The organism is Pseudoxanthomonas winnipegensis, assembly GCF_004283755.1.
GTDB classification, from domain to species: Bacteria; Pseudomonadota; Gammaproteobacteria; order Xanthomonadales; family Xanthomonadaceae; genus Pseudoxanthomonas_A; species Pseudoxanthomonas_A winnipegensis.
In genome coordinates, this window is sequence record NZ_SHMH01000008.1 from 1 (window position 1) to 21,380 (window position 21,380).

Here is a 21,380-nt window from a genome sequence, read left to right on the forward strand (position 1 = left end):
ACTACATCGAGATGTTCTACAACCCGATTCGCCGGCATGGTTCCGCTGGCGGCATGTCACCGGTAGAGTTCGAAAAGCGCTACGCGCAGAGCGGCGACTGAGTGTCTATGGAACTCTGGTCGGTCCACCTCCACGCCCGTGGCCAACGAGTACCGCGCGCTCTACAGCCGAAGCAATCCGGTCAATCTGATCGAGACCTACGGTCGCTTCGCTAGCATCCGAGTCAAGATCCTCAGCACGGTGTTGGTGCGCACGCCGGACGGGCAGGGGTTCCGCGGAGCGACAGTGCGGTTCCAGCGCTTCAAGTACGACAAGAAGACTGGCCAGACCCAGCCGCTGGACAACAAGCTGGCCACGATCGATTACAGCTACAACAAGAACCTCAAGTTCGAGGATCAGGACCGCGTGATCAACCCGCTGGGGTTCCAGGTCACCAGCTATCGCGTCGATAGTGACGCCGCCAGCCTTCCGGTCGCCGAAACGCCGGTGCCAGCCGCCGGTGCTGCAGCGGCGGCCCCTGGCCAGGTTGCCTATCCTCCCGTCGAGTCGACGCTGGCCAATGGTCAGCCGGCGCCGACACAACCCTCCACCACTGAGCAGAACGGAGCTACCTCGCAATGAGTGCGCCACGTCGCGCCGGCGTGCTGCCGGTCTTCTTCCTGCTGCTGTCAGGCCTGTGTGCGTCGGCGTCCGTCGGGGCGCAGGTCATCGATCGCTACGAGTACAAGCCGGACGCGATCTACCAGGTCAGGACCGGGCTGGGCATCACGACCCAAATCGAGCTGAGCCCCAACGAAAAGATCCTCGATTACAGCACCGGCTTCAGCAGCGGCTGGGAGCTGTCGCGCCGCGAGAACGTGTTCTACCTCAAACCGAAGAACACGGACGTGGACACCAACATGATGGTGCGCACGGCCACCCACTCCTACATCTTCGAGCTCAAGGTCGTCGCCACGGACTGGAAGGCGCTCGACCAGGCGCGCGCCGCCGGCGTGCAGTACAAGATCAGCTTCGTCTACTCGCCGGACACGCAGTTCGCGACCACGCCGGTGGCCGAGACGACGGCACCGAGCGAGCCCCCGGCGCAGATCGATCTGGGGATCGACAAGTCCCGGCGCTACTACTACGACTATTCCTACGCGACCCGCAGCAAGGCGCAGTGGCTGATTCCCACGACGGTCTACGACGATGGACGCTTCACCTACGTCAAGATGAATGATGGTGTGAGCTTTCCTAGCGGAAACTTTCCCAGCGTCTATGGCCGGCAGGAGGAGCACGGCGAGGATTTCGTGGTGAATACCACCGTCGACAAGAACACGATCGTCGTCCATGGCACCTATCCCTACCTGGTGATCCGTCATGGACTGAACGTCGTTGGGCTGCGGAGGAATCAGCAGAAATGAGCCAGAACAATATCCCGCCCGAGCATCGCGATCCTCCCGGCGCAGGAGAGCCGCCGGAGGACAGGGGCAATCCGTATTTTTCCTCGAGCAGGCAGCCGGAGGTCGAGGATCTCGATAGCGCTGCGCCGAGCCTGCGCTCCGAGGAAGGCCAGCGCCTCAATCGGCGTGCGCTGCTGTTCATGGGCGCGACGCTGCTGCTGATTCTGGTGATGGCGGCGATGTTCCTGAAGATGTTCAACTCCGGCCAGGACAAGCCCGAGCCCACCCGGCAGGCGCGTGTCGAGCGGCCGCTGGTCCCGGACGCGCCGCAGGTCGAGCCCGCGCTGCCAGCGGCAAGCGCGGAGCCGGCGACGCCGGTGGCCCCGCTGCCGCTGGAAGAGCCCCAGGAGTTCGGCCGCGAGAACCTGGCCGGTGCCCGGCGCGAGCAGCGTCCGGCCGGTCCTTCGCTGGTGGAGCGTCGGATCGCCGACAGCGGCGCAAGCGTGGGCGGTAACGCTGGCGGTGGGCCGATGGGCGGTCCCGATGGCCTCGGCACCGCGCCGACGCCCCGGAACGGTGAGCCCGGGACGCAGCCGCCCATCCAGGCCCAGCTTGGCGATGTGTCCGCGGCGAGCTACCTGCAGAAGCCCGACACGCTGCTGCTGCGCGGCACCTATATCCGCTGCGTGCTGGAGACGCATATCGTCACCGACGTGTCCGGTTTCACCAGCTGCATCGTGACCGAGCCGGTCTATTCGGTGAACGGCAAGAGCCTGCTGTTGCCGAAGGGTTCGAAGGTCAGCGGCACCTACTCGGGCGGCGGCGGACGCACCAATCGCGTGGCCGTCGTGTGGGATCGCATCACCACGCCCACCGGGATCGACGTGATGATGTCGAGCCCCGGTGTGGACAATCTCGGCGGCGCCGGGCATCCCGGCGATCTGAACAATCACTGGGCCAGCAAGATCACCTCGGCGCTGATGATCAGCCTGATCGCCGACGCCTTCAAATACGAAGGCCAGAAGCACGGCCCGCAGCGGACCACCATCACCGAGAACGGCACCACGTACATCGAGCCGTACGAGAGCGAGACCGCGCAGACGATGCAGCGCCTGTCCGAACAGATGATCAGCCAGCAGATGGCGCGGTCGCCGACGATTACCATCAACCAGGGCACGGTCCTGAATGTCTACGTCGCCAAGGACGTGGACTTCTCGGGCGTGCTCCCAAGCTACCAGTGATGCTGGAGGGACGACTCATGGAAGGCGGTGTCACCGAAGGGCCGGTCGCCCAGGTGTCCAACGAGTTCCTCGACTATCAGTACGAGGTGCTCGGCATCCGCGAGTACATGTCGTCCCACGACGTGACCGAGATCTGCGTCAATCGACCGGGCGAGCTGTATCTGGAAGGGCGGGATGGCTGGCGCCGGATCGAGGTTCCGTCGCTGAACTTCGAGCGTGCCCGTCAGTTCTGCACCGCGGTGGTCAACGAGAGCAACACCGGCCAGCGCATCACCGATGCCGATCCGGTGGTGTCGCTGACTTTTCCGACCGGGCAGCGTGCGCAGTTCGTGATTCCGCCGGCATGCGATCCGGGCAAGGTCTCGATCACCATCCGCCTGCCTTCGCACCAGACGCGCACGCTCGACCAGTATCAGCAGGAAGGCTTTTTCGACCAGATTCTGGAAGGGAACGCCGGGCTGAGCGCGCACGACGAGGAACTGCTTGAGCTGCGCCGGCGCCGCGATTACGCCGAGTTCTTCCGAAAGGCCGTGCTCTACAAGAAGAACATTGTGGTCGCCGGCGCCACCGGCAGCGGCAAGACCACCTTCATGAAGGCGCTGGTTCATCACATCCCGCGCGATGAGCGTCTGGTGACCATCGAGGACGCACGTGAACTCTTCATCGAGCAGCCGAACGTCGTGCATCTGCTGTACTCCAAGGGCGGGCAGAGCACCAGTAACGTGACCGCCAAGAGCTGCATGGAGGCCTGCCTGCGCATGAAGCCCGACCGCATCATCCTGGCCGAGCTGCGCGGCGATGAGTCGTTCTACTTCATCCGCAACTGCGCATCAGGCCATCCCGGTTCGATCACCAGCTGCCACGCGGGCAGCATCGGTCAGACCTGGGACCAGCTCGCGCTGATGGTGAAGGCCTCGTCGGAGGGCGCGGGCCTCGAATTCAGCGTCATCAAGCGGTTGCTGATGATGACGATCGATATCGTGGTGCATATCAAGGCCCATGCGGGTGGGCGGTATATCACTGGGATCGATTTCACGCCGGACCGCGTTTTCACTGACTGACGACGCGGGCGACGGACCATGTTTCAAGCCAAATTTAGCGTGCGCTCCATCACGAAGGAGGAGGGATGAACGAATTGACATCGCCTTCGAGGCTGGCAGAAGATGCGGTATCGCAGATGCCGCGCCATGGATCGCGCGCCCGGCCCCGTGGGAAGCGGACAGATGGTGCCTACAGGCAAAGGAGGTGCGCATGCTTCCCTTCGTGGACATGATGCAGTGCCAAAACCTCGCGGTGCCCATGGACGTCATGCATCATGTGGTGCAGGTCGAGTCCTCGGCCAACCCCTATGCCATCGGCGTAGTGGGCGGGCGTCTGGTGCGCCAGCCACGTAATCTCGCCGAAGCGGTTGCGACCGCCGAGATGCTCGAGAGCCGTGGCTACAATTTCTCTGTCGGGTTGGCCCAGGTCAATCGCTACAACCTGCGTAAGTACGGGGTCGCCTCGTACGCGCAGGCCTTCGATGGTTGCGTGAATCTGCGAGCAGGCGCGCGGATCCTTTCCGAGTGCCATGCGCGCGCGCAGGGAGACTGGGGTAGCGCGTTCAGCTGTTACTACTCGGGCAACTTCACGACCGGATACCAGCACGGCTACGTCCAGAAGATCTTCGCGTCCATCGCCGGTCAGCGCGCCGGGATAGACCCCGGCAACGCCATCCCGGTGGTGGCGAATGTATCGCCGTCGGCCTCTCGCGCCGGTTCGGTGGCGGACGCGCAAGCGCCGCTCTCGCGCCGGGTCGTGGGCCAGGACGACGGGCAAGAGACGCTTTCCAGGTCCGCCTCGCAGGATGCCGCTGCTCCTGTTGTAAGCGCGGCCCGCGATGTCGCCGCGTCTGCTGGTGCGGCCGCGCCTGGGCCTGCCCAGGCGGCGCCGTCGGCCAGCGGCGTGGTGCGATTGACCCGCAACGGGCCCGTCTTTCCCGCGCCCCTGCAAGGCCAGAAGCCGGACGCCGCGCCCGCACAGGCGGCCGCGCCTCAGGTGGCCGACGCGGCTGGCAAGGCGCAGGGACAGGCGGGCGACAACGCATTCGTGTTCTGAGTTCCTGGCGCCGTTCTAGGGAACGGCGTCGATACCGGGGAGGCATTCCCCCATCCCACCCTCGAAGCAAGGAGAGTCACATGGAAAAGCAAGGCAAGTTGGTCTCGACCCGGATGACCGCAACGTGCAAAGGGCTGCTGAAGGCGGCGATTCTGTTTGGCGTGGTATTTGCACTTCCGGCTTTGGCCGATAACAGCGGTTACGACGATACCGCCAACAGCGTTTGCGGCTTCTTCGGTAGCGTGAACAACATCCTGACGATCGCCTCGATCGCGGTGGTGACCATCGCCGTCATCTTCGCCGGCTATCAGATCGCGTTCGCCCATAAGCGCATCGGCGATGTCGCCCCCATTCTGATCGGTGGTCTGTTGATTGGTGCAGCAGGTCAGATCGCCGCCATGGTCATGCCGAGCAACACGAACTCCGATAAGTGCATGAAGACCGGCGACACCGCGTCGATGATCGTGCTCCCGATCGACCATATCCGCTGATCCATGCAAAAGAACATCATGTTCCGCGGCTGCACGCGCCCGGCGATGTTCATGGGCGTGCCGTATGTCCCGTTTTTCATCGGGGCAGGCGGTACGCTGCTTTTCGCGATGTACAGCGGCAACCTGCTCTGGCTGCTGGCCTTGCCGGTGGTGATCTTCGTGATGCGGCAGATGGCCAAGCGCGATGAGATGATTTTCCGCTTGATGGGACTGCGTCTGCAGTTCCGCATGCGGACCCGCAACATCCGGCACAACGACGGGCTCTGGGTGTTCTCGCCCAACCCGTACCGGAAGAAGCCTGCCGAGCGCGAGTAGGCAGTTCGAGTTTGTGCCAGGCGCCGATCGGCGCCTGGCAGTTGCAGTAAACCAGGAAGGTCCTATGTTCAACCCCGATTCGCCCGTCAGCGAGTTCATCCCCTATTCGAGCCATGTGGCGCAGTCCGTGGTCAAGACCACGGGCGGGGACTATCTGCTGACCTGGCACCTGGGCGGTCTGCCCTTCGTCGGCCGCGAGGAGTGGGAGCTGGAGCACCGGCACAACACGTTCAACCGGATGCTGCAGACCCTGAGGGCGCCGGATTTCGTGAACGTGGCGTTCTGGGTGCACGATGTGCGCCGCCGCGGCAGCATCCGCCAGCGCAGCACCTTCGCGCAGAAGTTCAACCAGCAGCTGTCGGACGATTACTTCGAGAGCCTGTCCAGCCAGAAGGTGATGCGCAACGAGATGTATCTGACGTTGCTCTATCGCCCCATCGTCGCCGGCAAGGCCTTCGTGGAGAAGAGCGGCGATCTGGAACGATTGAGGGCGATGGAAGAGCAGGCCGTCGCCAAGGTCCTGGAACTGGCGGGCAATGTGGAGGCGGTGCTCAAGGATTATTCGCCGTATCGCCTGGGCATCTACGAAGCGCGCAATGGCATCGTGTTCTCCGAGACGCTGGAGTTCCTGGGCTACATCCTGAATCGCGTGACCGAGCCGGTGCCGGTGCTTGGCGCGTCGATCAAGGACTATCTGCCGGTCAGCAAGCATCTGTTCTCGGCCAAGACCGGCGATTACATCATCGCCACGCCCAACGGCGAAAAGCACTACGGCGCGATTCTCAACGTGAAGGAATACCCCGACGGCACCTTCCCGGGCATCCTCAATGGCTTGAAGTATCTGGACTTCGAGTACGTCATCAGCCATTCCTTCAGCCCGATGGGAAGGCACGATGCGCTGAAGGTGCTCGACCGGACCAAGGGCATGATGATTTCCTCCGGCGACAAGGCGGTCAGCCAGATCGCCGAGCTCGACCATGCGATGGATCAGCTGTCCTCGGGCAACTTCGTGCTGGGCGAGTACCACTTTGTGATGGCGCTGTATGCCGATAGCCAGGCGCAGCTGCAGCAGAACGTGGCTACCGCGCGGGCCGAGCTGTCCAATGCGGGCTTCGTCTCGGCCAAGGAGGACCTGGCGGTGACCGCCTCGTTCTACTCGCAGCTGCCGGCCAACTGGAAGTATCGGACGCGGCCGGCCAACATCAGTTCGCTGAACTTCCTTGGACTCTCGCCGCTGCACAACTTCGCCACGGGTAAGAAGGACAACAATCCCTGGGGCGAGTGCATCACCACGCTGCAGACCACCAATGGGCAGCCGTACTACTTCAATTTCCACGCCACGCATCCGGCGGAGAATTCGTTCGGCGAGAAGGCCATCGCCAATACGATGGTGATCGGCAAGTCGGGTACCGGCAAGACGGCACTGATCAACTTCCTGTTGAGCCAAGTGCAGAAGTACACGCCGTCGCCGACGATCTTCTTCTTCGATAAGGATCGCGGTGCGGAGATCTTCGTCCGCGCGTGTGGCGGCAACTATCTGGCGCTGGAGAACGGGCGGCCGACCGGATTCAATCCCTTCCAGTGCGAGCGTAACGAGGCCAACGTCCAGTTCCTGGCCGATCTGGTCAAGGTGCTGGCCGGCAAGATCGCCTACACCGCGCGCGAGGAGGAGGACATCTTCCGCGCGGTCGAGAACATTCTGGATACGCCTCCGCACCTGCGGACGATGACCAACTTCCAGAAGAGTCTGCCCAACATGGGCGACGACGGATTGTACGCGCGCATCCGCAAGTGGACGGCAGGCAATTCGCTCGGCTGGGTGTTCGACAACCCGGTGGACACCATCGATCTGCAGAAAGCCAACATCATCGGCTTCGACTACACCGACATCATCGACAATCCGGAGGTCCGCGCGCCGGTCATCAACTATCTCCTGCACCGCCTGGAGGAGTTGATCGACGGCCGTCCGCTGATCTATGTCATGGACGAGTTCTGGAAGATCCTGGACGGCAAGGGCGGGCTGAAGGAGTTCGCGAAGAACAAGCAGAAGACCATCCGAAAGCAGAATGGCCTGGGTATCTTCGCTACGCAGAGCCCCGAAGACGCGCTGGCGAGCGACATTTCCGCCGCGCTGATCGAGCAGACCGCGACCCTGATCCTGCTGCCGAATCCGAACGCCAGTCGCGAGGATTACATCGAGGGGCTCAAGCTCACCGAGGCCGAGTATCAGGTCGTCGTCAGCCTCGACGAGCGCTCACGCTGCTTCCTGGTCAAGCAAGGCCACGGCTCGGTGGTGTGCCAGCTGAACCTGCGTGGGCTCGATGATGCACTTTCGGTGATCTCGGCCTCCACCGACAACATCGAGATCATGCACCAAGTGCTGGCGCAGCGTTCGATGCAGCTGGAGAAACCTGCGGCCGATCTGACGCCGGAAGAGTGGCTTGAGCTGTTCTATGAAAACCGTAAAGGGTCTGGCAAGGGCGGGCGTGTCGCTCACCGCACAGGCCGCAGCGCATTGGCATAACGACAATTCGATGAATCGCATCTCGATCCAAGGAGTTCCCATGAGCACGACCGCTATCCCTCTTCGCCGCCGATTCCAGCAGGCGCTCCGGGCCTGCGTCTGCCTCGGTCTCTTGGCCGCCGGTGCGCCGGCGTTCGCGCAATGGCATGTCACCGATGAAACAACACAGACCAAGATTGACAACCTGAAACAGGACGTCAATGAGCGGCTGGATAAGATCTATAAGCAGAGCCATGTGAAAAGCGATGCTTACGATACAAGTAAGAACAAGACGCTCAGCCTTCAGGATGACAACGATAGCAAGATGTCCGAGCGCAACGACGCTTCGGACCTGCAGTCGTCGCGCTGCCGCGTGCAGCCCGATAACGCGGTCAGTACCGATCAAAATAAGATCTGTACGGATATGGTCACCAAGGAAGTCAAGCTCAACAACTACTTGGTGAAAATGCTCGAGCTGACCAAGAAGCGGCAAGAGGAGCTCAACGCGATTCTTCAGGAGCGCAAGCAAATCGATACCGGGGCGGAGACCGAGTTCGGCTCCCTCGAGTCCAACACCAACAAGCTCCTGGCGCTGCAGACGCAGATCCAGATCGATCAGATGAATCTGAGGCTGACCATGGACAGCTACAGTCGCTATTTCACCGATCAGAACGCCAAGTTGGCTGATCTGACGCGAGACCTCCAGCGCGGTAAAGGGTCGTCCTTTGTCGATGGCGCAGTCAGAAGCGCGCTCTTGACAGCGGCTTTGGCCGGCGCGCACCTATATCAGTCAAATGCGCAGGAATGATGCAAGTCATCTTGGCGATCGCGCGCTCGACGAAGTAGACAAGGACATCCCTTAGCCATGCCCGACTTTCTTTTCTTTCCTCTTATCTTCGAGTTCCTGCAGGAGGAGATCAATGGCTTCCAATCCAGTCTGCTTGGCCGGTTCGCCACGCTATTCGGGATGTTGGCGCTCAGCCTGCTGACCATCTGGGTCTTTATTCAGGGCTGGAGAGTGATGACCGGGCGTTCCCGGGAGCCGATGATGGCTCTGGTGGGGGACACGCTGAAGGCCATGCTCGTGATCGGCATCGCGACGGGCTTCGCGGGCAATTCGTCGGCCTTGTACAAGAGCCTGACCTCGGGGTTGGGCGAGGCCATCTACGGCATGGTGACCAATAACGCCGATCAGAGTAACCAGGACATGTTCGAGAGCATCAACGCGAGCCTGGACGCGACCTCGCTTGCGATGAATGCGCTGACGGCGGTCAGTTCAGCTCAGACCGGCGGCGATGGCGCGCTGGAAGGCGAGTCGGGGATGCTGCGGGTCATGGTGATGTTGGGGATCGGGGGCCCTGCGATCACGGGTGGCGCAATGGTGCTGATGTACGAAGTGGGAATGGCGCTGTTCGTCGGATTGGGGCCGCTGTTCATTATTTGTCTGATGTTCGATGCGACCAAACAGTTGTTCTCGCGTTGGCTCATGTACGGTGCGGGGATGATGTTCTCGCTGGCGACGCTGTACGTGTTGTCGAACATCGCGATGAAGCTGATGATCACGGTGGCGGGCGTGCAGTGGGCGACGACGCAGTTCCAGCTAGCCAATCCAGCTGGGCTTCGAGAAGCAGCGATGCAGACGGCTGGACTGGGATTGATCCTCACGACGATGCTGATCACCTGTCCGCCAATGGCGGCTTCATTCTTCCAAGGCATGCTGGCCAGCTTCAGCCCATACTCGGCGATCAATGCCAATGCTCCGCAGAGCGGTCAGCCGGGCCCGAATGGGCAGCCGGCGGGGAGTTACATGCCGGCTCAGGCAGGGAGAAGTTCGCAGCTTGACGCTGTTAAGTATAATGAAATTCAGCAAGGACGGGGCGTTACTGTCTTGGGATCGGACAACTCAACACCAGCGACATCCTCTGGCTCGAAAGGCGCCCATCCAGATCCACGGAACTCTGGTCTTTCGTAGGCCCGTCCCCGATGGCTAGTGAGCATTCAGGTCAAATACCCTAAATGTCGTCCCTTGGTCATTCGCCATAATTCGGTGCAAGGAGGGTGCAGTGAAATCCATTGTGCTTTTGGTAATAATTGGCGGACTTTTGTATTGTTCGCGAGCTGCTGCCCAGGATCCTGTGCAGCAGCAGCAACAGCAGCAATTTCAGGCCGAACAGAATCGGCTTGGGTACTACAACCAACAAGGCAGCGAGATTGCCCTGCCGCCACGGCCTGCGGGAAAGTGGATCAAGACTTGGGGCGCGATTGCCAAGGATAATGATGGAACGGAAGTTGGGGCGGCTGTCGGCAAGTTAAGCAAGGCCGAAGCGGAGCAGGGTGCGCTCACTGCATGTGCTAAGGGAGGGGGCAGGAATTGCAAATCGCGATTCGCATACTACAACCAGTGCGTAGCTTACGCCACGGGTTTGCAATCCAATGGCATGGCCTGGGAAGTGCAGTCAAGTGCTAAAAACATTGAGATTGCCAGCAATGAAGCATTGAAAGGCTGTGCGGAAAAAGGGTCCGACTGCAGGATACTTTATACGGACTGTACCGATCCGATCTTCCAGCGCTATTAGACGGATCAGATCTCCTCGATGTCATGAGGGTGGCCATGATTTTGCGTCCATATGGCTATACAAGCTTACCGGCTTTAGGCCGCCCGAGATCCAGTGCTACAACGCCACCTAGCCAAGCTGAGTATTTTTTGGCTGGATATGGTGGCTTAATTCTAGAGAAACCTGATTAGCTAGTGGTCGATAGTGGGCGTTTATATCTAGAGAATTTTTTGCATTTGGTGAGGTGTGATGGAGTTCTCATCGGTATCGGTGTTCGTTGGTTCAAGGTACTGCGCCTTTGGGTCAAAATCAAATTGGCAGCACCCTGATCTTTCTTAAATGCGTTGCAGGTGATCAGCAATTGTTAGAGAGGATTCAAGTCCGTCGGGCTTAAGTAAATCCCTTCGGTCTGGAGACACTACCGGCCTGAGGTGGACGAGATGAAAGCATTTGCCATCGCGGTGCTCTTGGTCTTCGGATTGCCGCTTAGCCCTGCGGCTCTTGCTCAAGATTCGGTGCAGCAGCAACAGCAGCAGTTTCAGGCCGAGCAGAACCGGCTGGGCTACTACAATGGCCAGGTGAGTGGAATTCCCTTGCCGCCACGACCTGCGGGTAAATGGATCAAAACTTGGGGCGCAATTGCCAAGGAGTTTGACGGGCCGAATTTAGGAGTTTCGTCGGGCGAGCTGAGTAAAAGCAAAGCGGAGCAGCAGGCGGTAAATCAATGCCTCTCTGCGGGTGGAAGGACTTGCAAAGCGATTTTCGCATATCGCAATCAGTGCGTCGCTTACGCGTCGAGGCGTAGAGCCGACGGCAGATGGCAGGAGGGTCCAGTTACTGCGGAGTCAATCGAACTGGCCAGTCGTTTGTCGCTACAGGACTGCGCTGATTACGGCGGAAACGATTGCAAGATCGTTTATACGGCCTGCACCGATCCGATTTTCGAGCGCTACTGAGGGTGCAAGATTTATGGCGCGGTTGGGCCTGATTGCGGCACTAACGCTGATGGCGGCAGGCGCAGATGCGCAGACGCGTTGTCCTGGCGGAGTGGCAGCGGGCTCAGTGTTGTGCCAGCCCGATCTTCCTCAGTCCGGATCTAGTCAGGGGAGGACGATTTTGAAGATCGTCGGTCACTGGGACAAGACGTGGGGCGCGATTGCCGACAGCCCTAATTTGATCGGTGGCGTATCGACAGGCGAACTTTCAAAGCGGGCCGCTGAAAAACGTGCACTTGAAGCATGCGAGGAGCGCGGTGGGCGTTCATGCGTGGTGTCTTTCACTTATTTCAACCAATGCATGGCATTGATTGATCCTCAGATTCTAGGCACTAGCAATTTTGCTCAGACTGCTGGCTCGATCGAGCTCGCCAGTGAACTCGGCCTCAAATATTGCAGAGAGAAAGCCGGCCCAGGTGCGTCGTGTAAGGTGGTGTACTCCGACTGCACCATGCCCAAGTACAGGGAATGGGCATCTCCCGCGCCTAATGCGTCGCGCGATCGCGCTTCCAGCCGCGATGCTTGATGTCCAGGTGCAGGCTGTAGAGCGCGGTGAAGGCGGGGAAGAGGTTCTGCAGGACGCCGACCGAGTCCTGTTTGGCCGAGAAGATGAAGTAGGCCAGGGTCATCAGGCTGCCGACGACGCTCATGTACCAGAACAGCCGGGGGATCACCGGCTTGCCGGCGCGCTTGGAGGCGATGAACTGCACCAGCCAGCGGCCGCCGAACATCAGGGCGCCGGTGTAGCCGATGAGCTTCCAGCCGGTGATGTGGATGCCGGTCCAGAATAGGGCCTGGATCGGCTGGTCCAGCCAGTGGATTTCCATTCCTTAGAGTTCCTTCACCGCGGTGCGCTTGCTGCGGGCGATCAACCACGCGACGCCGCGCAGGTCGCGGATGCCGACCAGGGCGCGCTGCAGGTTGTTGTACTTGGACACGCCGGCGCCGCGCGGGCGGTGGTTGACCGGCACGCTGACGGTCTTCCAGCCGGCGCGCTGCATCAGCGCCGGCAGGTAGCGGTGCATGTGGTCGAAGTAGGGCAGGTCGAGAAAGGCATCGCGCTCGAACAGCTTGGTGCCGCAGCCGGTGTCCGGCGTGTCGTCGTGCAGCATGCGCGCGCGGATGGCGTTGGCGTAGCGCGAGGCCCATCGCTTGCTGCCGCTGTCCTTGCGATCCACGCGCCAGCCGGCATAAAGCTTCACCTGCGAATCGCCGGCGTCACGCGCGCGCAGCAGCTTGGGCAGATCGGCCGGGTCGTTCTGGCCATCGCCATCGAGCGTGGCGATCCACGGCGCGCGCGCGGCCTTGACGCCGGTGCGGATGGCCGTGCTCTGGCCGCTCTGGGTCTGGTGCTGCAGCACGCGCAGTTCGGGCACCTGCGCCTTGAGCGCCTGCAGCGTGGCCAGCGTGTCGTCGCGCGAATGGTCGTCGACGTAGAGGATCTCGAACGGCACCACGCCGCGCAGGGCGGCGACGATCTCGTGGACCAGGGGAGCGGTGTTGTCGCGCTCGTTGAAGACGGGCACGACGACGGACAGGGCGGGGTTCTGCATGGGGCGCATTATCCGGTTTTTGCCGGCGGGGGACGACTGGAACGCCGCCTGCGCGTGTCACGCGCAGGCCGGGCCGGGCGCAGTAGGCCGTGTGGCCCTGTCGGAATTCGGTCGAAGGCGCCGCCGGCGGCGGCGCGAGGTCGCGGCGCTAAGCTTCCGGCCTACATGCCCGCGTAGTTCGGGCCACCGCCGCCCTGCGGGGCGACCCAGACGATGTTCTGGGTCGGATCCTTGATGTCGCAGGTCTTGCAGTGCACGCAGTTCTGGGCGTTGATCTGCAGGCGCTGGCCGCCGCCGTCGGCGGCGACGAACTCGTAGACGCCGGCCGGGCAATAGCGCGCTTCTGGGCCTGCATAGGTCGCCAGGTTGATCTCCACCGGCACGGCCGGGTCCTTCAGCGTCAGATGCGCCGGCTGGTCCTCGTCGTGGTTGGTGCTGGACAGGAACACCGAGGACAGTCGGTCGAAGGTCAGCTGGCCGTCGGGCTTGGGGTAGGCGATCTTCTGGTGCTGGTTGGCCGGCTCCAGGCAGGCATGGTCCGGTGTGCTGTGCCGCAGCGTCCACGGCGGGTTGCGGATGCCCAGCTTGGGCAGCAGCCACTGCTCGATGCCGGTCATCAGCGTGGCCAGCGTGCGGCCCTTTTTGAACCACTGCTTGAAGTTCTTGGACTGCTGCAGCTCGGCGTACAGCCAGCTGGCCTCGAAGGCCGCCGGGTAGGCGCTCAGTTCATCGCCGCTGCGGCCTTCGCCCAGCGCCGCGAACGCGGCCTCGGCGGCCAGCATGCCGGTCTTGATCGCCGCGTGGCTGCCCTTGATGCGGCTGGCGTTGAGCGTGCCGGCCTCGCAGCCGACCAGTGCGCCGCCGGGGAAGACCAGCTTGGGCAGCGACATCAGGCCGCCGGCGGTGATCGAACGGGCGCCATAGCCGATGCGCTTGCCGCCTTCCAGGTACTTGCGGATCGCCGGATGGGTCTTGAAGCGCTGGAATTCCTCGAACGGACTCAGCCACGGGTTCTTGTAGTCCAGGCCCACCACCAGGCCGATGGCGACCTTGCCGTCTTCGGCGTGATACAGGAACGAGCCGCCATAGGTGTCCGCATCCAGCGGCCAGCCGGCGGTGTGGACCACCAGGCCGGGCGTGTGCTTGGCCGGGTCGATCTGCCAGAGCTCCTTGATGCCCAGCCCATAGGCCTGCGGATCCTTGCCGGCGTCCAGCGAGAACTTAGCCAGCAGCTGGCGGCCGAGCTGGCCGCGCGAGCCCTCGGCGAAGATCGTGTACTTGGCGTGCAGTTCCATGCCCAGCTGGAACTCGACCGTCGGCTCGCCGTCCTTGCCCAGGCCCATGTTGCCGGTGGCCACACCCTTCACCGCGCCGGCGTCGGTGTAGAGGATCTCGGTGGCGGCGAAGCCCGGGAAGATCTCCACGCCCAGCCCTTCGGCCTGGGTGCTGAGCCAGCGCGTCAGCGCGCCGAGGCTGATGATGTAGTTGCCCTGGTTGTGGAAGCACTCGGGCAGCAGCGCGTGCGGGGTCGCCTTGGCGCCGGTGTCGCTGAGGAACAGGAACTGGTCCTCGGTCACCGGCTGCTTGAGCGGGGCGCCCTTTTCCTTCCAGTCGGGGAACAGCTCGGTCAGCGCGCGCGGGTCCATGATCGCGCCGGACAGGATGTGGGCGCCGGGCTCGGAGCCCTTCTCCAGCACGCACACCGACACGTCGCGACCGGCCTCGGCGGCCAGCTGCTTGAGCCGGATCGCGGTGGCCAGGCCGCCCGGGCCGGCGCCGACCACCACCACGTCGTATTCCATCGATTCGCGGGGCCCGTACTGGGCGAGTAGCGCGTCGGGGGTCATCGGCTGTGCTCCATCGGCGGGGCATGGCGAAAGGGGCGTCATCATAGCGAAGCCAAACGCGCGTTTGAATTCACGCCCGGGCGCCGCAGACAGGTTGATTCTGCCGCTCAAGATTGATCAATGCATCGTGCGGTGCCAGATTGCGCCCCGGTACGGGCCACGTCCGTATCCGACGTCGTCCGCCAGATCTGATCGCAGGATCCCGCCATGAACACCGCTTACCGCACCTCGCTCCCCGGCACCGCGCTGGATTACTTCGACGCCCGCGCCGCGGTGGAAGCGCTCGTGCCGGGCGCCTGGGCGGGGCTGCCTTACACCGCGCGGGTCCATGCGGAGAACCTGGTGCGCTGCGCAGATCCCGCGCAGCTGCCGGCCTACCTGGGCCAGCTGATCGAGCGCCGGCGCGACCTGGACTTCCCCTGGTTCCCGGTGCGCGTGGTCTGCCACGACATCCTGGGCCAGACGGCGCTGGTGGATCTGGCCGGCCTGCGCGATGCCATCGCCGAGCAGGGCGGCGACCCGGCCCAGGTCAATCCGGTGGTGCCGGTGCAGCTGATCGTGGACCACTCGCTGGCGGTGGAATGCGGCGGGACCGATCCGCAGGCGTTCGCCAAGAACCGCGCCATCGAGGACCGCCGCAACGCCGACCGCTTCGACTTCATCGACTGGACGGCCAAGGCGTTCCGCAACATCGAGGTGATCGGCCCCGGCAACGGGATCATGCATCAGATCAACCTGGAGAAGATGTCGCCGGTGATCTACACCCGCGACGGCGTGGCCTTCCCCGACACCTGCGTGGGTACCGACAGCCATACCCCGCACGTGGACGCGCTGGGCGTGATCGCCGTCGGCGTGGGCGGCCTGGAGGCGGAGAACGTGATGCTGGGCCGCGCCTCGTGGATGCGTCTGCCCGATATCGTCGGGGTCGAGCTGACCGGCCGCCCGGGCGAGGGCATCACCTGCACCGACATCGTGCTGGCCCTGACCGAGTTCCTGCGCAAGCAGAAGGTGGTCGGCGCCTACCTGGAGTTCTACGGCGCGGGTGCGGCGACGCTGAGCATCGGCGACCGCGCGACCATCTCCAACATGTGCCCCGAGTACGGCGCCACCGCCGCGCTGTTCCACATCGACGACCAGACCCTGGACTATCTGCGCCTGACCGGCCGCGAAGAGGCACAGGTGCGCCTGGTGGAGACCTACGCGCGTACCGCCGGCATCTGGGTCGACGACCTGGTCAGCGCGCAGTACGAGCGCGTGCTGCAGTTCGATCTGTCCACGGTCGATCGCACCCTGGCCGGTCCGTCCAATCCGCACCGGCGCCTGCCCACCCGCGCGCTGGCCGAGCGCGGTATCGCGGTGGACCTGGACAAGGCGCGCGAGGAGGAGGCCAACGGCCTGATGCCCGATGGCGCGGTTGTGATCGCGGCGATTACCAGCTGCACCAACACCTCCAATCCGCGCAACGTCATCGCCGCCGCGCTGCTGTCGCGCAACGCCAACGCGCGCGGGCTGACGCGCAAACCGTGGGTCAAGACCTCGCTGGCGCCCGGTTCCAAGGCGGTGCAGCTGTATCTGGAGGAATCAGGACTGCTGCCCGAGCTGGAGCAGCTGGGCTTCGGCATCGTCGCCTTCGCCTGTACCACCTGCAACGGCATGAGCGGCGCGCTGGACCCGAAGATCCAGCAGGAGATCATCGAGCGCGACCTCTACGCCACCGCGGTGCTCAGCGGTAACCGCAACTTCGACGGCCGTATCCATCCTTATGCCAAGCAGGCCTTCCTGGCCTCGCCGGCGCTGGTGATCGCCTATGCCATCGCCGGCACGGTGCGCTTCGACATCGAGAAGGACGCGCTGGGCTTCGACGCCGACGGCCGGCCGATCACGCTCAAGGACCTGTGGCCTTCGGACGCGGAGGTGGACGCGGTGGTCAAGGCCAGCGTCAAGCCCGAGCAGTTCCGCAAGGTCTACGGGCCGATGTTCGACGTGCGCGTCGAATACGGGCAGAAGATCAGCCCGCTCTACGACTGGCGGCCGATGAGCACCTATATCCGTCGCCCGCCGTATTGGGAAGGCGCGCTGGCCGGCGCGCGCACGCTGCGCGGCATGCGTCCGCTGGCGCTGCTGGGCGACAACATCACCACCGATCATCTCTCGCCGTCCAACGCCATCCTGGCCAGCAGCGCGGCCGGGGAATACCTGGCGCGCATGGGCGTGCCGGAGGAGGACTTCAACTCCTACGCCACCCATCGCGGCGACCATCTCACCGCGCAGCGCGCGACCTTCGCCAACCCCAAGCTGCTCAACGAGATGGCGGTGATCGACGGGGTGGAGACGCAGGGCTCGCTGGCGCGGATCGAACCCGATGGCCGGGTCGTGCGCATGTGGGAGGCCATCGAGACCTACATGCAGCGCGGCCAGCCGCTGATCATCATCGCCGGCGCCGACTACGGCCAGGGCAGTTCGCGCGACTGGGCCGCCAAGGGCGTGCGTCTGGCGGGGGTGGAGGCGATCGTGGCCGAGGGCTTCGAGCGCATCCACCGCACCAACCTGATCGGCATGGGCGTGCTGCCGCTGGAATTCCTGCCCGGCACCGACCGGCGCACGCTGCGTCTGGACGGCACCGAGACTTACGATGTCCTCGGCCAGCGCGCGCCGCGCGCCACGCTGACGCTGGTGATCCACCGCAAGGACGGCAGTACGGAACAGGTGCCGGTGCGCTGCCGGCTGGACTCGGACGAAGAGGTGTCCATCTACGAGGCCGGTGGCGTGCTGCAGCGCTTCGCCCAGGACTTCCTCGAGTCGTCCAAGGCGGCCTGAGCGCGTGCTGACCACCATGCGACCGCAGCCTCCCGCGCCGCCCACAGGTCAGCTGCTCGACCGGCTGTGGAGCAAGGAAATGGGCGGCGACCGCCTGCTGTTCATCGCCCGCCCCGACGCGGCGATGCGCGAGGTCTTCGATGTCGCCACGCGCGAGCAGGGCATCCAGGCGGCCACGGGGCTGGCGATGTTCCCCTTGGTCAACTGGCACCAGACGCTGTCGGACCGCTTCATCGATTCACCGCAGACACGCGCGCTGCTGCTGCAGGCCGGTCAGGCCGTGCAGGCGCGCGGCTTCCTGCTGTCGCTGGACCAGCTGCGGGTGAGCCCCAACGCGCGCGCCAGCGCCAATATCGAGCTGTGCTGTTCGCAGCCGGTCGATGCGCTGAAGGAACTGCTGCTCGCGCTGAAGCTGGCCATCGCCGACCAGGGCCTGTTGACCAGTCGCAAGGGCCACCGCCCGCACGTGACGCTGAGCTATCGCTACGACCTTGAGGCCCGGCGCCAGCGCATCAAGCCGATCCGCGCGATCGACTGGCCGATCGAGAGTTTCGAGCTGGCCATCGGCAGCGGCGATCCCTACCGCTACCGGACCCTGTCGCGCTGGACGCTGGCGCCCGCCGCGCCGCAGCCCGTCCAGGCGGCCTTTTCCCTCTGATGCAACGCGTGCCGCGCGCACGCTGAAAGGATGTCCCCATGTCGCATGTTCCGCAGATCAGGATCCCCGCCACCTACCTGCGCGGTGGCACCTCCAAGGGCGTGTTCTTCCGCCTGCAGGACCTGCCGGAGCGCGCGCAGGTGTCAGGCGCGGCGCGCGATGCGCTGCTGCTGCGGGTGATCGGCAGCCCCGATCCGTACGGCAAGCAGATCGACGGCATGGGCGGCGCGACGTCCAGCACGAGCAAGGCGGTGATCGTCTCGCGCAGCGCGCGCGCCGACCACGACGTGGACTATCTGTTCGGCCAGGCGTCCATCGACAGCGCTTTCGTGGACTGGTCGGGCAACTGCGGCAATCTGTCGGCGGCGGTGGGGCCGTTCGCCATCGCCTCCGGCCTGATCGATCCGGCGAAGGTGCCGCGCGATGGCCTGTGCACGGTGCGCATCTGGCAGGCCAACATCGGCAAGACCATCGTCGCCCACGTGCCCATCACCGACGGGCAGGTGCAGGAGACCGGCGACTTCGAACTCGACGGCGTGACCTTCCCGGCGGCCGAGGTGCAGCTGGAGTTCCTCGACCCGGCCGACGACGGCGAGGACGGCGGCGCGATGTTCCCCACCGGACACGTGGTCGACACCCTGGAGGTGCCCGGCGTGGGCAGCTTCCAGGCCACGCTGATCAATGCCGGCATCCCAACGATCTTCCTCGACGCCGCGGCGCTGGGGTACACCGGCAGCGAGCTGCAGGGCGCGATCAATGAGAATGCCGCGGCCCTGGCGCGGCTGGAGACCATCCGCGCCCACGGCGCGCTGCGCATGGGCCTGATCCAGACGCTGGACGAGGCGGCCCGGCGCCAGCACACGCCCAAGCTGGCCTTCGTCGCGCCGGCCGATACCTACGTCGCCTCCAGCGGCAGGACCGTCGAGGCCGGCGAGATCGACCTGCGCGTGCGCGCGATGTCGATGGGCAAGCTGCATCACGCGATGATGGGCACCGCCGCGGTCGCCATCGGCACGGCAGCGGCGATTCCCGGCACGCTGGTCAACCTCGCCGCCGGCGGCGGGCCGCGCAGCGCGGTGCGCTTCGGCCACCCTTCCGGCACCCTGCGCGTGGGCGCCGAGGCGCAGCAGGTCGAGGGCCAGTGGCAGGTCACCAAGGCCCTCATGAGCCGCAGCGCACGCGTGCTGATGGAAGGCTGGGTACGCGTCCCCGGCGACAGCTTCTGAGGCCTGGGCACCGGCGCTTTTTTTGCCGGCGCAACCGCCTCTTCATGTCGCGGCCTTCCTGTAGAGCGGAGCTTGCTCCGCTGCATTTCGGCCGGTGCATCGGAAAGCCCCAGCGGAGCAAGCTCCGCTCTACAGGTGGAAGGCGCCCTTATGGTTCTTTGGCCAATGGGGGCGAAGGGCTTTCCCCGGAAAACTTCAGTCTCGCAACCCTCGGCTTCAGGAAGCGAGCCATCGCCGGCGCAATGGACCCCTCGCCCGACACCCCGCAGACTGTCGCGCATGTCGAACCTGCTGCTGCCGCCTGCCATCGCCCTGCTCGGGCCCACCGCCTCGGGCAAGTCCGCGCTGGCCCTGGACTGGGCGCAGCGGCTGGGTGGGGAGATCGTCAGCGTCGATTCGGCGCTGGTCTATCGCGGCCTGGACATCGGCGCGGCCAAGCCCAGCGCCGAGGAGCGGGCGCAGGTGCCGCATCATCTGATCGATGTGCGCGATCCCTGGCAGACTTACTCGGCGGCGGACTTCGCGCTCGAGGCACGCGCCGCGCTTGAGGCCATCCTCGCGCGCGGCCGCATCCCGATCCTGGCCGGCGGCACCGGCCTGTACTTCCAGGCGCTGACCGAGGGCCTGGCGGCCATGCCGCAGGCCGATCCCGAGCTGCGCGCCACGCTTGCCGCCGAGGCCGCCGCGCAGGGCTGGCCCGCGCTGCATGCGCAGCTGGCGCAGGTGGACCCCTTGGCGGCGGCGCGGATCAAGCCGACCGATCCGCAGCGCATCCAGCGCGCGCTGGAGGTCTACCGCCTCAGCGGCAAGCCGATCAGCGCCTGGCAGGCCGAGGGCCGCGGCGACGCGCGGCTGCCCGTGCGCCTGCTCAAGCTGGCCCTGGCGCCGGCCGACCGCGCGGTACTGCACACGCGCATCGCGCAGCGCTTCGACGCGATGCTCGCGGCCGGATTCCTCGATGAAGTGCGCGCGCTGCGGGCCCTGCCGCAGATGCAGGCCGCCCCGGCGCCCCTGGACCTGCCGGCGGTGCGCGCGGTCGGCTATCGCCAGGCCTGGGAATTCCTGGACGGGCAGGGCAGTGCGGAGGACTTCCGCGAACGCGCCATCGCCGCCACCCGCCAGCTGGCCAAGCGCCAGTCCACCTGGCTGCGCGCGCGCCACGACCTGCGCTGGTTCGACCCGGCGACCCAGCGCGCCGGGCTGGAGGACGCGCTGGCGCTGTTCCTGGGCCGCTGAGCCGCCTTGCCGCGAAAACCGCGACATGGCGTCTGGTCAATCCGCCGGCCTTGTGTAATATCCCGTGACCGGCCGCGGTTCGGGGAGCAGTCACCGCGCCGGCCCATTACAAGAACAGTCCCATCGAAAGAATGGGCGGGAGCATTCGCATGTCCAAGGGGCAATCCCTGCAGGATCCTTTCCTCAACGCGCTGCGCCGCGAGCGGGTTCCGGTGTCGGTCTATCTGGTCAACGGCATCAAGCTGCAGGGGACGATCGAGTCCTTCGACCAGTTCGTGGTGCTGCTGCGCAATACCGTGAGCCAGATGGTTTACAAGCACGCCATCTCCACCGTGGTGCCGGCGCGCAACGTGCGCGTGGGGCCTGGCGGCGGCTATGTGCAGCCAGGCGCCGACGGCGCCGAGTCCTCGTCTGACGAGGCCGAGGACGAGTAGTCGCCAGAGGCGCCCGGTTCAGGCCGGGCG

Annotated in this window: 21 protein-coding genes; 18 read left to right on the forward strand and 3 right to left on the reverse strand. The window is 64.4% G+C overall.

From position 1 onward, the window contains the following. The first annotated feature begins 138 nt into the window (after positions 1 to 138). The 13 genes from EAT51_RS15280 (at position 139) to EAT51_RS15340 (ending at position 12,105) form a co-directional block, all read left to right on the forward strand. Positions 139 to 621: a VirB8 family type IV secretion system protein gene (locus tag EAT51_RS15280; protein WP_130561806.1), complete on the forward strand. Its 483-nt coding sequence runs from the start codon at positions 139 to 141 to the stop codon at positions 619 to 621. Further along, positions 618 to 1,403, forward strand: a complete 786-nt coding sequence (locus EAT51_RS15285; protein WP_130519925.1) for a TrbG/VirB9 family P-type conjugative transfer protein — start codon at positions 618 to 620, stop codon at positions 1,401 to 1,403. Before EAT51_RS15280 ends, EAT51_RS15285 begins: the two co-directional genes overlap by 4 nt. Further along, entirely contained in the window at positions 1,400 to 2,623 is a 1,224-nt protein-coding gene (locus tag EAT51_RS15290) for a TrbI/VirB10 family protein (protein ID WP_130519927.1), read from the forward strand. Before EAT51_RS15285 ends, EAT51_RS15290 begins: the two co-directional genes overlap by 4 nt. Before the next feature lie 17 nt (positions 2,624 to 2,640). Further along, the gene (virB11, locus tag EAT51_RS15295) at positions 2,641 to 3,684 is read left to right on the forward strand and encodes a P-type DNA transfer ATPase VirB11 (RefSeq protein WP_425478155.1); all 1,044 of its coding nucleotides are present in this window, start codon (positions 2,641 to 2,643) and stop codon (positions 3,682 to 3,684) included. 190 nt (positions 3,685 to 3,874) lie between these two features. Continuing rightward, entirely contained in the window at positions 3,875 to 4,720 is an 846-nt protein-coding gene (locus EAT51_RS20875; RefSeq protein ID WP_425478154.1) for a lytic transglycosylase domain-containing protein, read from the forward strand. Between the two features lie 80 nt (positions 4,721 to 4,800). After that, positions 4,801 to 5,211 carry a TrbC/VirB2 family protein gene (locus EAT51_RS15305; RefSeq protein WP_228257962.1) on the forward strand — a complete coding sequence of 137 codons (411 nt, stop codon included), beginning with the start codon at positions 4,801 to 4,803 and terminating at the stop codon, positions 5,209 to 5,211. 3 nt (positions 5,212 to 5,214) lie between these two features. After that, positions 5,215 to 5,526 carry a VirB3 family type IV secretion system protein gene (locus EAT51_RS15310; RefSeq protein WP_130519931.1) on the forward strand — a complete coding sequence of 104 codons (312 nt, stop codon included), beginning with the start codon at positions 5,215 to 5,217 and terminating at the stop codon, positions 5,524 to 5,526. 64 nt (positions 5,527 to 5,590) lie between these two features. After that, positions 5,591 to 8,050, forward strand: a complete 2,460-nt coding sequence (locus EAT51_RS15315; RefSeq protein WP_130519933.1) for a VirB4 family type IV secretion/conjugal transfer ATPase — start codon at positions 5,591 to 5,593, stop codon at positions 8,048 to 8,050. A 40-nt stretch (positions 8,051 to 8,090) separates the two neighbouring features. Continuing rightward, the gene (locus EAT51_RS15320; RefSeq protein WP_130519935.1) at positions 8,091 to 8,837 is read left to right on the forward strand and encodes a hypothetical protein; all 747 of its coding nucleotides are present in this window, start codon (positions 8,091 to 8,093) and stop codon (positions 8,835 to 8,837) included. 57 nt (positions 8,838 to 8,894) lie between these two features. Continuing rightward, positions 8,895 to 10,001, forward strand: a complete 1,107-nt coding sequence (locus EAT51_RS15325) for a TrbL/VirB6 family protein (protein WP_130519937.1) — start codon at positions 8,895 to 8,897, stop codon at positions 9,999 to 10,001. 91 nt (positions 10,002 to 10,092) lie between these two features. Continuing rightward, complete coding sequence (locus tag EAT51_RS15330) at positions 10,093 to 10,605, forward strand: DUF4189 domain-containing protein (protein ID WP_165421871.1); 513 nt, start codon at positions 10,093 to 10,095, stop codon at positions 10,603 to 10,605. 419 nt (positions 10,606 to 11,024) lie between these two features. Further along, complete coding sequence (locus EAT51_RS15335; RefSeq protein ID WP_130519940.1) at positions 11,025 to 11,540, forward strand: DUF4189 domain-containing protein; 516 nt, start codon at positions 11,025 to 11,027, stop codon at positions 11,538 to 11,540. Between the two features lie 160 nt (positions 11,541 to 11,700). Then, on the forward strand, positions 11,701 to 12,105 hold the full coding sequence (locus EAT51_RS15340) for a DUF4189 domain-containing protein (protein ID WP_165421870.1): 405 nt from the start codon (positions 11,701 to 11,703) through the stop codon (positions 12,103 to 12,105). On the opposite strand, the gene EAT51_RS15345 is transcribed toward EAT51_RS15340, so the two are convergent. The 3 genes from EAT51_RS15345 to EAT51_RS15355 all read right to left on the reverse strand — a co-directional run bounded on the left by EAT51_RS15345 (position 12,065) and on the right by EAT51_RS15355 (position 14,979). Further along, complete coding sequence (locus EAT51_RS15345; RefSeq protein WP_130519944.1) at positions 12,065 to 12,406, reverse strand: lipid-A-disaccharide synthase N-terminal domain-containing protein; 342 nt, start codon at positions 12,404 to 12,406, stop codon at positions 12,065 to 12,067. The genes EAT51_RS15340 and EAT51_RS15345 overlap by 41 nt on opposite strands. Positions 12,407 to 12,409: 3 nt before the next feature. Continuing rightward, on the reverse strand, positions 12,410 to 13,132 hold the full coding sequence (locus EAT51_RS15350; RefSeq protein WP_130519947.1) for a glycosyltransferase family 2 protein: 723 nt from the start codon (positions 13,130 to 13,132) through the stop codon (positions 12,410 to 12,412). Between the two features lie 161 nt (positions 13,133 to 13,293). Further along, complete coding sequence (locus EAT51_RS15355; protein WP_130519950.1) at positions 13,294 to 14,979, reverse strand: electron transfer flavoprotein-ubiquinone oxidoreductase; 1,686 nt, start codon at positions 14,977 to 14,979, stop codon at positions 13,294 to 13,296. Between the two features lie 207 nt (positions 14,980 to 15,186). On the opposite strand from EAT51_RS15355, the gene acnD reads away from it, so the two are divergent. The 5 genes from acnD (at position 15,187) to hfq (ending at position 21,350) form a co-directional block, all read left to right on the forward strand. Continuing rightward, on the forward strand, positions 15,187 to 17,796 hold the full coding sequence (gene acnD, locus EAT51_RS15360; RefSeq protein WP_130519952.1) for a Fe/S-dependent 2-methylisocitrate dehydratase AcnD: 2,610 nt from the start codon (positions 15,187 to 15,189) through the stop codon (positions 17,794 to 17,796). A gap of 16 nt (positions 17,797 to 17,812) precedes the next feature. Next, positions 17,813 to 18,454: a 2'-5' RNA ligase family protein gene (locus EAT51_RS15365; RefSeq protein ID WP_130519954.1), complete on the forward strand. Its 642-nt coding sequence runs from the start codon at positions 17,813 to 17,815 to the stop codon at positions 18,452 to 18,454. A gap of 38 nt (positions 18,455 to 18,492) precedes the next feature. Next, entirely contained in the window at positions 18,493 to 19,680 is a 1,188-nt protein-coding gene (prpF, locus tag EAT51_RS15370; RefSeq protein ID WP_130519956.1) for a 2-methylaconitate cis-trans isomerase PrpF, read from the forward strand. A 279-nt stretch (positions 19,681 to 19,959) separates the two neighbouring features. Beyond that, positions 19,960 to 20,916, forward strand: a complete 957-nt coding sequence (gene miaA / locus EAT51_RS15375) for a tRNA (adenosine(37)-N6)-dimethylallyltransferase MiaA (protein WP_130519958.1) — start codon at positions 19,960 to 19,962, stop codon at positions 20,914 to 20,916. A gap of 149 nt (positions 20,917 to 21,065) precedes the next feature. Continuing rightward, positions 21,066 to 21,350 carry an RNA chaperone Hfq gene (hfq, locus tag EAT51_RS15380; protein WP_130519960.1) on the forward strand — a complete coding sequence of 95 codons (285 nt, stop codon included), beginning with the start codon at positions 21,066 to 21,068 and terminating at the stop codon, positions 21,348 to 21,350. The last annotated feature ends 30 nt before the right edge of the window (positions 21,351 to 21,380 follow it).

Coding starts and splice junctions, on each gene's coding strand:
- EAT51_RS15285 (WP_130519925.1), top strand. CDS start 618: ATGAGTGCGCCACGTCGCGCCGGCGTGCTGCCGGTCTTCTTCCTGCTG.
- EAT51_RS15290 (WP_130519927.1), top strand. CDS start 1,400: ATGAGCCAGAACAATATCCCGCCCGAGCATCGCGATCCTCCCGGCGCA.
- virB11 (WP_425478155.1), top strand. CDS start 2,641: ATGGAAGGCGGTGTCACCGAAGGGCCGGTCGCCCAGGTGTCCAACGAG.
- EAT51_RS20875 (WP_425478154.1), top strand. CDS start 3,875: ATGCTTCCCTTCGTGGACATGATGCAGTGCCAAAACCTCGCGGTGCCC.
- EAT51_RS15305 (WP_228257962.1), top strand. CDS start 4,801: ATGGAAAAGCAAGGCAAGTTGGTCTCGACCCGGATGACCGCAACGTGC.
- EAT51_RS15310 (WP_130519931.1), top strand. CDS start 5,215: ATGCAAAAGAACATCATGTTCCGCGGCTGCACGCGCCCGGCGATGTTC.
- EAT51_RS15315 (WP_130519933.1), top strand. CDS start 5,591: ATGTTCAACCCCGATTCGCCCGTCAGCGAGTTCATCCCCTATTCGAGC.
- EAT51_RS15320 (WP_130519935.1), top strand. CDS start 8,091: ATGAGCACGACCGCTATCCCTCTTCGCCGCCGATTCCAGCAGGCGCTC.
- EAT51_RS15325 (WP_130519937.1), top strand. CDS start 8,895: ATGCCCGACTTTCTTTTCTTTCCTCTTATCTTCGAGTTCCTGCAGGAG.
- EAT51_RS15335 (WP_130519940.1), top strand. CDS start 11,025: ATGAAAGCATTTGCCATCGCGGTGCTCTTGGTCTTCGGATTGCCGCTT.
- EAT51_RS15345 (WP_130519944.1), bottom strand. CDS start 12,406: ATGGAAATCCACTGGCTGGACCAGCCGATCCAGGCCCTATTCTGGACC.
- EAT51_RS15350 (WP_130519947.1), bottom strand. CDS start 13,132: ATGCAGAACCCCGCCCTGTCCGTCGTCGTGCCCGTCTTCAACGAGCGC.
- EAT51_RS15355 (WP_130519950.1), bottom strand. CDS start 14,979: ATGACCCCCGACGCGCTACTCGCCCAGTACGGGCCCCGCGAATCGATG.
- acnD (WP_130519952.1), top strand. CDS start 15,187: ATGAACACCGCTTACCGCACCTCGCTCCCCGGCACCGCGCTGGATTAC.
- EAT51_RS15365 (WP_130519954.1), top strand. CDS start 17,813: ATGCGACCGCAGCCTCCCGCGCCGCCCACAGGTCAGCTGCTCGACCGG.
- prpF (WP_130519956.1), top strand. CDS start 18,493: ATGTCGCATGTTCCGCAGATCAGGATCCCCGCCACCTACCTGCGCGGT.
- miaA (WP_130519958.1), top strand. CDS start 19,960: ATGTCGAACCTGCTGCTGCCGCCTGCCATCGCCCTGCTCGGGCCCACC.
- hfq (WP_130519960.1), top strand. CDS start 21,066: ATGTCCAAGGGGCAATCCCTGCAGGATCCTTTCCTCAACGCGCTGCGC.